15 protein-coding genes are annotated in these 13,764 nt (G+C 33.7%); all 15 read right to left on the reverse strand.

All coding sequences use genetic code 11. The features are described 5' to 3' along the window. Window positions 1–129: 129 nt before the first annotated feature. Window positions 130–1,266, reverse strand: coding sequence for a non-hydrolyzing UDP-N-acetylglucosamine 2-epimerase (gene wecB, locus LQ622_RS07480; protein WP_037589782.1), 1,137 nt, complete (start codon window positions 1,264–1,266; stop codon window positions 130–132). A gap of 22 nt (window positions 1,267–1,288) precedes the next feature. Next, on the reverse strand, window positions 1,289–1,918 hold the full coding sequence (gene upp, locus LQ622_RS07485) for a uracil phosphoribosyltransferase (protein WP_025904476.1): 630 nt from the start codon (window positions 1,916–1,918) through the stop codon (window positions 1,289–1,291). A gap of 22 nt (window positions 1,919–1,940) precedes the next feature. Continuing rightward, on the reverse strand, window positions 1,941–3,182 hold the full coding sequence (locus LQ622_RS07490) for a serine hydroxymethyltransferase (protein ID WP_025904475.1): 1,242 nt from the start codon (window positions 3,180–3,182) through the stop codon (window positions 1,941–1,943). A 24-nt stretch (window positions 3,183–3,206) separates the two neighbouring features. Beyond that, window positions 3,207–3,731, reverse strand: coding sequence for a TIGR01440 family protein (locus tag LQ622_RS07495; RefSeq protein ID WP_239774887.1), 525 nt, complete (start codon window positions 3,729–3,731; stop codon window positions 3,207–3,209). Beyond that, window positions 3,728–4,165 carry a ribose 5-phosphate isomerase B gene (rpiB, locus tag LQ622_RS07500; protein ID WP_025904473.1) on the reverse strand — a complete coding sequence of 146 codons (438 nt, stop codon included), beginning with the start codon at window positions 4,163–4,165 and terminating at the stop codon, window positions 3,728–3,730. The genes LQ622_RS07495 and rpiB overlap by 4 nt, the downstream gene beginning before the upstream one ends. A gap of 86 nt (window positions 4,166–4,251) precedes the next feature. After that, window positions 4,252–4,668, reverse strand: coding sequence for a low molecular weight protein arginine phosphatase (locus LQ622_RS07505; protein WP_239774891.1), 417 nt, complete (start codon window positions 4,666–4,668; stop codon window positions 4,252–4,254). Next, window positions 4,665–5,711 carry an L-threonylcarbamoyladenylate synthase gene (locus LQ622_RS07510; RefSeq protein ID WP_239774893.1) on the reverse strand — a complete coding sequence of 349 codons (1,047 nt, stop codon included), beginning with the start codon at window positions 5,709–5,711 and terminating at the stop codon, window positions 4,665–4,667. Before LQ622_RS07510 ends, LQ622_RS07505 begins: the two co-directional genes overlap by 4 nt. 90 nt (window positions 5,712–5,801) lie before the next feature. Next, entirely contained in the window at window positions 5,802–6,656 is an 855-nt protein-coding gene (prmC, locus tag LQ622_RS07515; protein WP_239774895.1) for a peptide chain release factor N(5)-glutamine methyltransferase, read from the reverse strand. Beyond that, window positions 6,643–7,719, reverse strand: a complete 1,077-nt coding sequence (prfA, locus tag LQ622_RS07520) for a peptide chain release factor 1 (RefSeq protein WP_037589786.1) — start codon at window positions 7,717–7,719, stop codon at window positions 6,643–6,645. The genes prmC and prfA overlap by 14 nt, the downstream gene beginning before the upstream one ends. After that, window positions 7,712–8,311 (reverse strand): thymidine kinase, encoded by a 600-nt coding sequence (locus LQ622_RS07525; RefSeq protein WP_025904468.1) that lies wholly within the window; start codon window positions 8,309–8,311, stop codon window positions 7,712–7,714. The genes prfA and LQ622_RS07525 overlap by 8 nt, the downstream gene beginning before the upstream one ends. A gap of 118 nt (window positions 8,312–8,429) precedes the next feature. Further along, window positions 8,430–8,684: a type B 50S ribosomal protein L31 gene (locus tag LQ622_RS07530; protein WP_025904467.1), complete on the reverse strand. Its 255-nt coding sequence runs from the start codon at window positions 8,682–8,684 to the stop codon at window positions 8,430–8,432. A 108-nt stretch (window positions 8,685–8,792) separates the two neighbouring features. Next, a complete protein-coding gene (rho, locus tag LQ622_RS07535; RefSeq protein ID WP_025904466.1) occupies window positions 8,793–10,109 on the reverse strand; it encodes a transcription termination factor Rho in 1,317 nt (438 codons plus the stop codon). Window positions 10,110–10,324: 215 nt separating this feature from the next. Continuing rightward, window positions 10,325–11,755 carry an aldehyde dehydrogenase family protein gene (locus LQ622_RS07540; RefSeq protein WP_239774897.1) on the reverse strand — a complete coding sequence of 477 codons (1,431 nt, stop codon included), beginning with the start codon at window positions 11,753–11,755 and terminating at the stop codon, window positions 10,325–10,327. A gap of 170 nt (window positions 11,756–11,925) precedes the next feature. Then, complete coding sequence (locus tag LQ622_RS07545; RefSeq protein WP_025904464.1) at window positions 11,926–12,255, reverse strand: winged helix-turn-helix transcriptional regulator; 330 nt, start codon at window positions 12,253–12,255, stop codon at window positions 11,926–11,928. 72 nt (window positions 12,256–12,327) lie between these two features. Beyond that, a complete protein-coding gene (locus LQ622_RS07550; protein WP_037589788.1) occupies window positions 12,328–13,584 on the reverse strand; it encodes a UDP-N-acetylglucosamine 1-carboxyvinyltransferase in 1,257 nt (418 codons plus the stop codon). Window positions 13,585–13,764 lie beyond the last annotated feature (180 nt).

The following is a 13,764-nucleotide window of genomic DNA, read 5'->3' on the forward strand; positions in this document are numbered from 1 at the left end:
TTGAAAACCGTTTCATCACACAATTTTCATGATAATATAGTGGACTTATAGTGTCAATGCTATGACAAAAATAGAAAACAAATTTTTGTCATTTTTTTGTCACAGAATTGACACAAACCACCACTTTAATTATTTTGTTCTAAATGGTTCCGGTGCTTCTTTCAAGATATCAAAATAATATTTAATATTTTCACATATTCTCTTAGAAGCAAGACCATCCCCATAAGGGTTTTGAGCGATACTCATTTTTTCATATAATGATTGATCATTTAATAACGCTTTAGTTTCGTTATAGATGTTCTCTTCTTCGACACCTACAAGTTTCAATGTTCCAGCTTCAACGCCTTCAGGTCTCTCAGTCGTATCTCTTAAGACAAGTACTGGTTTACCTAATGAAGGAGCCTCCTCTTGAACACCACCTGAATCTGTTAAGATCAAGTGAGAATTAGCTGCAAAGTTATGGAAATCTATAACTTCTAAAGGTTCGATCAATTCTATACGATCATGATCACTCAATATTTGGTTAGCAATTTCTCTAACCTTAGGATTTTTGTGCATTGGATAAACGACAACAACATCTTCATGCTCTTCAACAATTTGTCTAACAGCTTTAAAAATGTTCTCCATCGGTTTACCAATGTTTTCACGTCTATGCGCAGTTAATAGCACGATGCGTTTACCTTCGTGACGTTTAATAATTTCACTTTCATAATCGTCAGTTACAGTAGTTGATAACGCATCTATAGCTGTATTACCTGTCACAACAATAGATTCGTCTTTTTTATTTTCCTGAAGTAAATTATGTTTAGACTGATCAGTTGGTGAGAAGTGTAAATCAGCAAGGACCCCCGTCATTTGTCGATTCATTTCTTCTGGGAATGGAGAATATTTGTTCCAAGTTCTTAACCCTGCTTCTACATGGCCAATTGCAACTTCATTGTAGAATGCTGCTAAACTGCCTGCAAAAGTAGTTGTTGTATCTCCATGTACCAATATCATATCTGGCTTAGCTTCTTGAATAACACTTTCAAGTCCACCTAATACTCTTGATGTTACTTCTGAAAGTGTTTGCCCTTGTTTCATAATATTTAAATCATAATCTGGTGTAATATCAAATGTTTCTAGAACTGAGTCTAGCATCTCTCTATGTTGCGCTGTTACAACAACAATTGGTTGTAACTCCGGATCATTTTTTAATTCTAAAACTAAAGGTGCCATTTTAATAGCTTCAGGTCGCGTACCAAATATCGTCATAATTTTCTTCATTGTAATAAAATCCTCCTATTATCTATTTAGTGCCAAATAATCGATCACCTGCATCACCTAAACCAGGTGTAATGTATGCATGGTCATCTAATTTTTCGTCTAATGCAGCAATATAAATATCTACGTCTTCATGTGCTTCTTGTAATGCTTTAACCCCTTCAGGTGCAGCAATTAAGCCCATAAAACGTATTTTATTTGCTCCACGATTCTTCAATGATTGAATCGCTTCGATTGCTGATGCACCTGTAGCAAGCATAGGATCTACTACAATAATTTCTCTTTCTTCAATATCTTGTGGTAATTTCACAAAATATTCTACCGCTTCTAAAGTTTCTGGATCACGATATAACCCTACATGTCCTACTCTAGCAGCTGGAACGAGTTTCATAATACCATCTGTCATTCCAAGGCCAGCACGTAAAATAGGAATAAGTGCTAATTTCTTACCAGATAATCTTTGAGCGTTCATTTTAGTTACGGGTGTTTCGATTTCAACATCTTGTGTTTCAAAATCTCTCGTAACTTCATACGCCATAAGCATACCGACTTCATCGACAAGCTCTCTAAACTCTTTAGTGCCAGTTTTACGATCACGAATATAACTCAACTTATGCTGAATTAATGGATGATCAAAAACGTGTACTTTACCCATAAGTCTAGCCTCCAATAAATATTTATTTGTTGTAAAGTGGAAACTTAGAAGTTAGTGATAATACGCGTTCATGTGCTTCTTTTAATGTTTGTTCATCTTCTGGATTTTTAAGCACAAGTGCTATTATTCTACCTACTTCCTCAACTGCTTCCTCATCAAATCCGCGAGATGTAACTGCTGGTGTACCTAAACGAATACCACTTGTTACGAAAGGTTTTTCTTGATCAAATGGAATTGTATTCTTATTACATGTAATACCAACTTCATCTAAAGCATTCTCAGCTAATTTACCAGTAATGCCAAGAGAACCTTTAACATCTACACAGATAAGATGATTATCAGTACCGCCTGATACAATTCTTAAACCTTCGTCTTCTAGAGTTGCTGCTAATTTTTGAGCATTCTTAATTACTTGTTTTTGATATTCCTTAAATTCTGGTTGTAATGCTTCACCAAATGAAACTGCCTTACCAGCGATAACATGCATTAATGGACCACCTTGAATACCAGGGAAAATTGTTTTATCAATTTCTTTAGCATATTCTTCTTTACAGAAAATCATACCGCCTCTTGGTCCTCTTAATGTTTTGTGTGTTGTCGTTGTTACAAAGTCAGCATAATCAACAGGGTTTTGATGTAAACCTGCTGCAACTAAACCAGCGATATGAGCCATATCAACCATTAATTTAGCGCCAACTTCATCTGCTATTTCTTTGAATTTCTTAAAATCAATTTGTCTTGGATAAGCTGAAGCACCTGCTACGATTAATTTAGGTTGTGCTTCTTTTGCAACTCTCAAGATTTCTTCATAGTCAATTTGTTCATTTTCTTCAGAAACACCATACTCTACAAAGTTGTATAACTTACCACTGAAGTTAACTTTTGCTCCATGAGTTAAATGTCCACCATGACTTAAGTTCATTCCAAGTACAGTATCACCCGGTTCTAAAGCTACAAAATATACAGCCATATTTGCTTGTGATCCTGAATGAGGTTGTACATTTACGTGTTCTCCACCGAAAAGTTGTTTAGCTCTATCACGCGCTAAATCTTCAACGATATCAACGTATTCACAGCCACCATAATAACGACGACCTGGGTAACCTTCTGCATATTTGTTAGTTAATACAGAACCTTGTGCTTCCATTACTGTTTCAGAAACAAAGTTCTCTGATGCTATAAGTTCGATATTATTATTTTGTCTATCAAACTCTTTTTCCATTGCTTTGAAAAGTTCTTCGTCTTGCTTTTTAATTAATGACATGTACAATCCCTCACTTTTAAGAATTTAATACTTTGCTCTTTCGCCGCCTATTAATTTAGGACGACTCTTAGCTATTGTAACAATAGCTTCTCCAATGCGCTTAGTTTCAATTGATACAGGTACTGCGACGTGCTTTAAATGCATACCAATTAGTGTTTGACCAATATCAATACCTTTATCGCATTGAATGTGTTCAACAACTATTGGGTCTTTCATGTGTTGATATGCATAAGTTGACAAACTACCTCCAGCATTGGCTTTTGGTACAACAGAAACTTCAGTCATTGTATAAGGATCAAATATTTCTCGCTCGATTGTTATAGCACGGTTAATATGTTCGCAACCTTGAAACGCAAAGTGAACACCTGTCTCTTTATGTATAAAATCAAGACTTTCATATATAACCTTAGCAACATCAATCGAACCATCTGAACCTATCTTTGAACCTTTAACTTCTGAAGTTGAACACCCAATGATGCATAGTTCTTGATTGTTAAAAAAATCAATAGACTTTAGTTCATTCAACAATTGTTTTAAATCTTCTTTCATGAACAACCGCCTTCAATCTTGTCTATACGTCTTTGGTGCCTACCGCCTTCGAATTCACTTGTCAACCAAGTCTTGACGATGAGAAGTGCTAAACCTTCACCTATAACACGTTGGCCCATTGCTAATACATTAGAATCGTTATGTTGTCTCGTCACTTCAGCAGTAAAAACATCATGCACAAGTGCACAACGAATCCCCTTTACTTTATTTGAAGCGATAGACATACCAATTCCAGTTCCACATATCAAAATTCCTTTATCAAACGTTCCATCTGCAACACTTTCAGATACTGGTCTTGCATAATCTGGATAATCTACTGATTCACCTTTATGTGTACCAAAATCTTTATATTCAATGTTCATTTCATCAAGTAATTGTTTGATTGCTTCTTTGTATTCATAGCCACCATGGTCTGCTGCAATAGCTACTTTCATCTTCCCACCTCCCAATTTGTTTATACTATAATATTATAACTTATTTTCTATGTCTGTTATAGCAATTCTGCAAATTATTTGAATTCTTAATTACTTTGTAATAAATCTTCAATTAGTGCTCGAAGTTCTTCGTAAGTATTTTGATAAATGACTTGAGATTGTCCGAAGGGATCTGAGACATCTCCCTTTTCGCCTCTTACGTACTGTTTTATTGAATGAATGTTGTGATGTGTATATTGCGATTCTAAAATCATTTTATGAGATTCAGTCATAGTTAAGATAATATCAGCATCTAAATCTTGCTCAGAAAATTGTTTAGCAGTATCAGGAATGGGCAAATCATTTTTAAAGATGATTTCCATTGATTGTGGAGATATTGGTGTCCCATCAAAAGCTGAAATGCCTCTAGATTGAATATTAAATTCAGGTTTAATATCTTTGGCTATCGCTTCAGCCAATGGACTTCTACAAGTGTTGCCTGTACATACGAAAACTATTTTCACAATTCATCTTCTCCTTTAATATTGTGACCACTTGCTTTATCAATTCTATTCATTAATGCGATTGTATCGTCATTTCTTTCGTAGCCACTTATATAAATTTCATCAATGTTTGTCAGTTGATCTGCTATTCGCAAAGCATCATACAAATCGTGATGTGCACCTTTTATATCTGCAATATCTCTACCAAGCGGTATAAAAGTCATTTGTTCTGAGATTAATGGCTCAATACTTTTAGGACCTATTACTGCTATCTTTTTAGAAGTATTATCTGACAAACTCATTTGTTTTGTAATACCACCTTCTATTAATGTTACAGGTTGCGAAGGTGCATAATGTTTATATTTCATACCTGGTGCAATTGGTTTTTCCAAATCTAACTTTTCATTAATAACACTGTTTGGCAGAACTTTATTAATCATCTCTATTGTTATAGAACCAGGTCGTGCAATTTTAAATGGATAACTTGTACAATCTATTACAGTACTTTCTATACCTTCATCAATATCTTCTGCTTGAATGATGCCATATATTCTTCCATCCAAGTCATGTTTAACATGTTCAAATTTAGTTGGCGAAGGACGTCCACTAATGTTTGCACTTGGAGCCGCAATTGGTAAATTCGTTAATTGTAGAACTGCTCTACCGACATGATGACTTGGCATGCGTACAGCAACAGATTGTAATCCACCCGTAACACGTTCACTTAAAAATCCTGACTTGTAAGGCACAATAAATGAAATTGGTCCTGGCCAAAAAGCATCCATTAAAATTTCAGTTTCTTGAGATATATTTTGGGTGAAGTCTTTTAATTGAGATTTATCATGTATATGTACGATAAGTGGATTATCAGACGGTCTACCTTTTGCTACATATATTTCTTTAACCGCTTCTTCATCTTTTGCATTAGCGCCTAATCCATATACCGTTTCAGTTGGTAAAGCAATCAGTTTATTTTGATGATATCCTGCAATAATCTCATCAATTTGTGGATAACTTTGTAAGTTATGAACATACTTACGCACATCCCAAACATTTGTTTCCAATGCATTTCTTCCCTTCTTTAAAGCATTTATTGTATTAAAACAAAAGTTATCCACACAACGTGGATAACTCCCGTTAAATGTGCATAACTTCTATTGATTATTCAAATTAAATTGTATCATACGATTGTTTTGATTTATATCTTGAATGATTTTTACATGTTCAACATTCAAATGGGTTTCAATAAAGTCTTTTAATAGTTCACCTTGTAAATGGCCAATTTCAAAAATGACGAGTCCATTATCCGACATAACGTGTTCTAAATTTAGAATAATATCTTTATAGATCGCTAAGCCATCATCTTCTGCAAATAGAGCCAAATGTGGTTCATAATTTAAGACTGTATTAGACATTCCTTTTTGTTCTGCATATGAAATGTACGGTGGATTTGAGACGAGTACATCCACTTTAATATTTTCTTTAATCAGTGGTTCTAAAGATTTACCTTGTAGAAATTCTATCGGTGCTTCAAGTATTGATGCATTTATTTCGGCAATTGATAATGCTTCTTCACTAATATCAGTTGCGATAACAGATAAATCAGGTCGCTCTTTTTTCAATGTAATTGCGATAGCTCCTGTACCCGTTCCTATATCACATACGACTACTTGCTCGTTCTGAATCATTTGTAATGTTTGATAGACAAGTTCTTCTGTTTCAGGTCTAGGTATTAAAACATGTTGGTTCACTTCAAACTTTCTACCATAAAATTCTGCAAAACCTGCAATATATTGTACAGGCTCACCTTCATACATACGTTCTCTACTTTTTAAATAAGCTCCCAAAATATTAGCAGGTACATTTTGATTTAAATTCATGGCAATTTGTGTTCTAGACATGCCTGAAATATCCTCTAATAACCAATCAGCACGAGAGGTTTCAAACCCTCGTGCTGATAATCCATCATAAGTTTCATTTAGTAACTGTTGAAAATTATAATTGGCCATTATTTAATTCTTCCAATTTTTCCGTTTGTTCATGCAACGTTAATGCATCGATAATTTCGTCAACTTTACCTTCCATAATTTGATCTAACTTTTGTAAAGTTAATCCAATACGATGGTCAGTTACTCTGTTTTGAGGATAGTTATACGTTCTAATTCTTTCTGAACGATCTCCTGTACCAACAGCAGACTTTCTTTTTTCAGCGTATTTAGCATTTTCTTCTTGAACCATCATATCGTAAACTCTGGCTTTCAATACTTTAAACGCTTTTTCACGGTTCTTAATTTGAGATTTTTCAGATGATGTCGCAACAATACCAGTTGGTAAATGCGTGATACGTACAGCTGAGTCTGTCGTATTGACGTGCTGACCACCAGAACCACTAGAACGGTAAGTTTCAATTTTTAAATCTTCAGTTCTAATATCAATTTCAACATCTTCAGCTTCAGGTAATACTGCAACTGTTGCTGTAGAAGTATGAATACGTCCGCCAGATTCAGTTTCTGGTACACGTTGTACACGGTGTGCACCATTTTCATATTTAAGTTTACTGAATGCACCGTTTCCTTGAATTGAAAAGCTGACTTCTTTGTAGCCACCATGGTCACTAATATTCTCTTCAACGACGTCAATTTTGTAGCCATGTGCTTCAGCAAATCTTGAATACATTCTGAATAAGTCACCTGCGAAAATAGCTGCTTCATCTCCACCTGCTGCACCACGAATTTCCATAATAACGTTCTTATCATCGTTAGGGTCTTTAGGAATAAGTAGGAATTTTAATTCAGATTCTAATTCAGGTACACGTTTAGTAAGACTGTTAATTTCTTCTTTCAACATATCTTGTTCTTCTTTATCTGTTGTTTCGTTTAGCATTAATTTAGCATCTTCAATGTCACCTTTAACAGATTTATAAGTTCTATATACATCAACTGTCTTTTGTAAGTCAGATTGTTCTTTTGAATATTTTCTTAGCTTGTCTGTATCCGAAACGACATCTGGATCACTAAGTAATTCATTTAATTGTTCATATCTATTTTCAACAATTTCTAATTGATCAAACATTTATATCACTCCTTATTTCAGTTCTAATTATATGATGATCTCTACATCTTGGTTCATAACTTTCGTCTGCCCCAACTAATATAATCGGGTCATCAATATGTGCTGGTTCACCATTTATAAGTCTTTGTGTTCGACTTGATGGAGATCCACATACTGCACATACCGCTTGTAATTTTGTTACAATTTCTGCAACTGCCATCATTTCAGGCATTGGTTCAAATGGCACACCTTTAAAGTCCATATCTAATCCAGCTACAACAACACGATAGCCTTCTTCTGCTAACTTTTGTGCTACGCTTACGATTTCATTATCAAAAAATTGGACTTCATCTATTCCAATAATATCGATGCCTTGTAAATCATATTTTAATATTTGACTAGAATGTTCTATGCTGATTGCATCAAGCTGATTTCCATTATGAGATACTACAGCTTCTTCACTATATCGATTATCAATAGATGGCTTAAATACTTTTACATTTTGTTTCGCATATAAACCTCTTCTCAGACGTCTAATAAGCTCTTCTGACTTACCACTAAACATACTTCCGCAAATACATTCTATCCATCCGGAATGGTAATTTTCGTACATATTACTTATCCACCTTTTTCAACATAATCGCTTAATTATATCATATTATTTTTACTTATTTATTAATTTTTACAAAAAAAAGCACCCTTTATAAAAGGATGCTTGATTCGCTTCATAATTAGTTGTTTGATTTGAAACCAAATTTTTTGTTGAAGCGTTCCACACGACCATCCGCAGATGCGAATTTTTGACGTCCTGTATAGAATGGATGTGAATCTGAAGAGATATCTAAACGGATAACTGGGTATTCGTTTCCATCTTCCCATTCCATAGTTTCATTTGAAGTACGTGTTGAACCACTTAAGAATTTGAAGTCTGTAGTTGTATCTAAAAAGATAACTTTATTATACTCTGGATGAATTCCTTGTTTCATTTTTTCAGCTCCTTTGCCCTGAACCATCTGGAACAGAGTTTATTTGTGACTTATTCACTCAATACTTACATATTATATATGTTGAAGAATTAAAATGCAACCTTAAATTTATATAATTGGTTTACCAGTCTTGGCACTATCGACCATAGATTTTCTTAAGACTTCAAAGAATTCTTCGTTAGAATCCGTGCGTTTTAACTTTCTAATAAATCTTTCAGAGAAATCATTTGAATCAGTAAATAAATTACGTAGTTGCCAAATCATTTCAAGTTCTTCTTTATCTAATAGCAATTCTTCTTTACGTGTTGAACTTCTTCTAATATCAATTGCAGGGAATACTCTCTTCTCAGACAATTTACGATCTAAATGAAGTTCCATGTTACCTGTACCTTTAAATTCTTCATAAATCATATCGTCCATACGAGAACCTGTTTCAACTAATGCAGTCGCTAATATTGTTAAACTTCCACCCGCTTCAATATTTCTAGCAGCTCCGAAGAAATGTTTAGGTCTATGAAGTGATGCTGGATCTAAACCACCTGATAATGTTCTACCACTTGGTGGTACAACTAAGTTATATGCTCTAGCTAATCTTGTTAATGAATCCATTAAGATAATGACGTCTTCACCGATTTCAACAAGACGTTTAGCTCTTTCAAGTAGTAATTCAGCCACTTTAACATGATGTTCTGGCGGCTCATCAAATGTTGAGTTAACGACTTCAGCTTGTTCAACAGAACGTTCAATATCCGTTACTTCTTCTGGACGTTCCCCAATTAATAATACAAATAATTTCGCTTTTGGTTGGTTAATTGCAATAGCATTTGCAATTTCTTTAAGTAATGATGTCTTACCAGCTTTAGGTGGTGCTACAATCATTCCACGCTGTCCTAGACCTATTGGCGTAATTAAATCCATGATTCTAGTTGAATAATTTTTACTTGTAGTTTCTAATTGGATACGTTGTTGTGGGTATAGAGGAGTTAACGCTTGAAAGTGTGGTCTTTTTTTAACTTCTTCTGCATTTTGATCATTTACAAAATCAACTTGTAACAATCCGTAATACTTTTCATTTTCTTTAGGTTTTCTAACTTTACCAGTTACTTTATCACCTTTTTTAATTTCAAAGCGTCTAATTTGGCTAGCAGATATATAAATATCTTTTTCACCTTTAGAATAGTTAACAGTACGTAAAAAGCCATAACCATCAGGTTGAATATCATCTAAGATACCTTCCATATAATAGTTGCCGTCTTTTTCCATTTGAGCTTCCATAATTGCTAAGACAAGTTCTTTTTTATTTAATTTACTATAATTTGTTATTCTTAGTTCTTTTGCCTTTGATGTTAATTCTTTAGTTGTATAGTTCTTGTATAATTCGTGAAACGATTCATACTGAGGACTTGTTCTAACTCTTTCAGCCATATTTATGACACCCATTTCTTAAAAATCTCATTCATTTTTATCAGATTTATAATCTGCCTTTAAACTATAGCATTTTTTTATGAAGATGACAAAATAAGTTATATATAAATTATGTTAAAATATTTCACTTTTTTATTCAATTATAACTATCATATAAAAAGACTGAAACATCGAAATGTTTCAGTCTTAAAAATATATTGTATTTTGTATTTTTACTATTCTTTAAAATAACCTGGAATTGCTTTAATTTCTAAGAATTCTTCAATTCCGTAGTCGCCCCATTCTCTACCAATACCTGATTGTTTATAACCACCAAATGGTAAATTAGGTTTTCTACCTGCGTCATTAATTTCTACAGTACCTGCTTCTAATGCTTTAGCAACTTCTCTTACACGTTCTAAATCTTTACCATATACATATGCTGCTAAACCATAAATTGTATCATTAGCAATTTCAATTGCTTCATCTAAGTCTTTATAAGTAATAATTGTACCTACAGGACCGAAGATTTCTTCTTGAGCAATTGTCATATCATTAGTTACATCAGTAAATAATGTTGGTTTAACGAAGTAACCTTTTTCAAGACCGTCTGGTTTACCAACACCACCATGTAATAATGTTGCACCTTCATCGATACCTTTTTGAATATAGCTTTGAACTGTATCAAATTGTTTTTTAGATACAACTGGACCTGCATCTTGGCCAGCTTCTCTAGGGTTACCAACTTTAACATTTTCAATTGCTTTTTTAGCTGCTGCGATAAATTCATCTTTAATACTTTCTGGTACTAATGTACGTGTACCTGCTGTACAAACTTGACCAGTATTTTGTACGAATTTAGCAACTGCACCTTTAGCTGCTTCTTCGATATCAACGTCATCTAACACTACTAATGGTGATTTTCCACCTAGCTCTAATGATACTTTTTTGAAGTCTTTAGCTGAGTTTTCCATAATTTTTCTACCAGTTGGTCCTGAACCCGTAAATGACATCATACGTACATCAGGATGTGAACTTAATGGATCACCAACACTTTGGCCATCACCATTTACTAAGTTGAACACACCTTTAGGCACGCCAGCTTTTTCAAATATTTCAGCTAAAATAATCGCTGCAAATGGTGTTTCTTCAGATGGTTTTAAGACTACAGGTGAACCTGCAGCAAATGCACCAGCTAATTTTAATGATGTTTGGTTAGTTGGGAAATTCCATGGTGTTACTAATCCAGAAACACCGATAGCTTCTTTAATAACTAAATCATCACCACGACGTTCTTCAAATTGAATTGAATCGATCGCTTTACTTGCTTCTCTATAATGATTTAAGCCCATTTGATAATGAACAGATTCTGATTTTTCAATTGGTGAGCCAAGCTCATCCGTCATTACATCTATTAAATCTTCTTTTCTATTTTCATATTCATCTGCAATTCGTTCTAATAAAGCTTTTCTTTCTTCTAAAGAAGTATTTCTAAATTTCACGTACACTTTTTTAGCGGCAGCTACAGCGTCATCAACATCTTGTTTGTTACCTGCAGCAATTTTACCCATTATTTCTTCTGTAGCAGGGTTAATAACATCTAATGTTTGTCCACTATGACTTTCAACCCATTCGCCATTTATATATTGCTTGATATCTTGTCTCATGAATTATCTACTCCTTTATATTTGTTACATTGGTTATTATAGTATGGATGATAGTCATAATTAAAATAATCTGTTTGAGAATTGAATATTTTAAATTTTAAACAAATAAAATACCCGCCAACGAAATGATTTTCATCGCATTGACGGGTACTTTATAATATTCAATTCATTTAGGAATGATTCTCTTGCAATTCCACATTTTTTTGTGCCCACTCTTCTAATGGTACAAGCGCTTGTGCTAATTCGTATCCTTTAGTTGTTAAATGATATTCAACTGATAGAGGCGTTGTTGTAACAACTTTCTTTTCAACTAAACCCCAATCACTTAATTCAGTTAATTTAAGAGATAATGCTCTAGGTGTAATACGTCTTAAGTCTCTTTTCATATCAGAAAAGTGAGCCGAACGTTCATCACAACGTGATAAATAATTAAGTATTAAACCATTCCAACTGCGTCCTATTACTTTAAAAGTTTCTTCCAAATAAGGACATACTTCCATGTTACTCACCTCTTTAACTTCTATATTGCCATTATACTACACTTTATATACAAAGTATATAATTTATACTTGTTATACGGTTTCAGTCCAAATATCAGCACCTAGTGCTTTTAATTTTTCAACAATACCGCTGTATCCTCTATGAATATGCTTCACATTATAAACCGTTGTAACGCCTTCAGACATTAATCCAGCAATTAATAAAGATGCACCTGCTCTTAAATCACTTGCTGCTACACTTGCACCTGTCAATTGAGATGGATAATAAATAGCTGTGCCATTTTCTAAATTCACATTTGCACCCATTCTGATTAATTCATCAACGTGTTTAAATCTTGCAGGATAAATCGTTTCTGTTATTTTACTTTGACCATTTGCTTTTAATAATAAAGGTGTAAATGGTTGTTGTAAATCTGTTGCAAAACCAGGATAAACTGCAGTTTGTATATCAACTGGTTTATATTCGTCTTTACCTTTAATAACAACTGAATCTTCACCTAAATCGATTTCAGTGCCCATTTCTCTTAATTTAGCGATTAATGGTTCTAAATGTAAAGGAATGATATTTTCGATGTACACTTCTTCACCCATGGCTGCTGCTGCACACATGTATGTACCTGCTTCTATTCTATCAGGAATAATTGTATGTTTCGTACCGTGCAAGGATTCTACACCTTCAATTTTCAATGTATCTGTACCTGCACCTCTAATTTTAGCACCCATATTATTTAATAATGTCGCAACATCAACAATTTCAGGTTCTTTCGCTGCGTTTTCTATTACTGTTTTACCTTTTGCTAAAGAAGCTGCCAACATTATATTGATTGTTGCACCAACACTCACAACATCCATAAATATTTTAGCACCAACTAATTCTTCAGCAATTAAATACATGGCACCTTGTTCGTTTGTTACTTTTGCACCTAGTGCTTCAAAACCTTTAATATGTTGGTCAATTGGTCTAGGGCCTAAAGGACAGCCACCAGGTAAACCAATCACACATTTTTTAAAACGTCCGAGCATAGCACCCATCATATAATAAGATGCTCTTAAAGATTGTACTTTATTATTAGGTAAAGGTAGATTCACCGCATCGCTTGAATCAACGACAAGCTGATCACCATTTAATTCTGTTTTAATATTTAAATCACCAAGTAGGCTCATTAAAGTTTTGACATCTGAAATATCTGGTAGTCCATCTAATGTCACAACATCATTCGCCATTAAACTTGCTGGAATAAGTGCAACTGCACTATTTTTAGCACCGCTTATTTGCACTTTACCATTTAATTTTTTGCCACCATTTATTTTTATAACTTCTTGAGACATATGTTTACTCCTTTACTTCATCGTCTTAGAGAATTCATACTCTCTCAACATGAATAGATAATTATTTCCATTATATACTATTCAATAAGATAAACGCAAAAACATAAAAAGTAAATAGAAATGACATAATTTACTACGAAAGAAGTATCAAATTTTAAATTTTTGACATTAAAATAAATT

The sequence above is a fragment of the Mammaliicoccus sp. N-M50 genome (genome assembly GCF_022386995.1).
Taxonomy (GTDB): Bacteria; Bacillota; Bacilli; order Staphylococcales; family Staphylococcaceae; genus Mammaliicoccus; species Mammaliicoccus sciuri_A.

Bases quoted from the DNA above. Each gene is read 5' to 3' on its own strand.
- LQ622_RS07495 (WP_239774887.1), bottom strand. From the start codon at position 3,731: ATGAAAGAAGATTTAAAACAATTGTTGAATGAACTAAAGTCTATTGAT.
- LQ622_RS07550 (WP_037589788.1), bottom strand. From the start codon at position 13,584: ATGTCTCAAGAAGTTATAAAAATAAATGGTGGCAAAAAATTAAATGGT.
- LQ622_RS07530 (WP_025904467.1), bottom strand. From the start codon at position 8,684: ATGAAACAAGGAATTCATCCAGAGTATAATAAAGTTATCTTTTTAGAT.
- rpiB (WP_025904473.1), bottom strand. From the start codon at position 4,165: ATGAAAGTAGCTATTGCAGCAGACCATGGTGGCTATGAATACAAAGAA.
- rho (WP_025904466.1), bottom strand. From the start codon at position 10,109: ATGGCTGAAAGAGTTAGAACAAGTCCTCAGTATGAATCGTTTCACGAA.
- prfA (WP_037589786.1), bottom strand. From the start codon at position 7,719: ATGTTTGATCAATTAGAAATTGTTGAAAATAGATATGAACAATTAAAT.
- LQ622_RS07545 (WP_025904464.1), bottom strand. From the start codon at position 12,255: ATGGAAGTATGTCCTTATTTGGAAGAAACTTTTAAAGTAATAGGACGC.
- wecB (WP_037589782.1), bottom strand. From the start codon at position 1,266: ATGAAGAAAATTATGACGATATTTGGTACGCGACCTGAAGCTATTAAA.
- LQ622_RS07540 (WP_239774897.1), bottom strand. From the start codon at position 11,755: ATGAGACAAGATATCAAGCAATATATAAATGGCGAATGGGTTGAAAGT.
- upp (WP_025904476.1), bottom strand. From the start codon at position 1,918: ATGGGTAAAGTACACGTTTTTGATCATCCATTAATTCAGCATAAGTTG.
- LQ622_RS07525 (WP_025904468.1), bottom strand. From the start codon at position 8,311: ATGTACGAAAATTACCATTCCGGATGGATAGAATGTATTTGCGGAAGT.
- prmC (WP_239774895.1), bottom strand. From the start codon at position 6,656: ATGGCCAATTATAATTTTCAACAGTTACTAAATGAAACTTATGATGGA.
- LQ622_RS07490 (WP_025904475.1), bottom strand. From the start codon at position 3,182: ATGTCATTAATTAAAAAGCAAGACGAAGAACTTTTCAAAGCAATGGAA.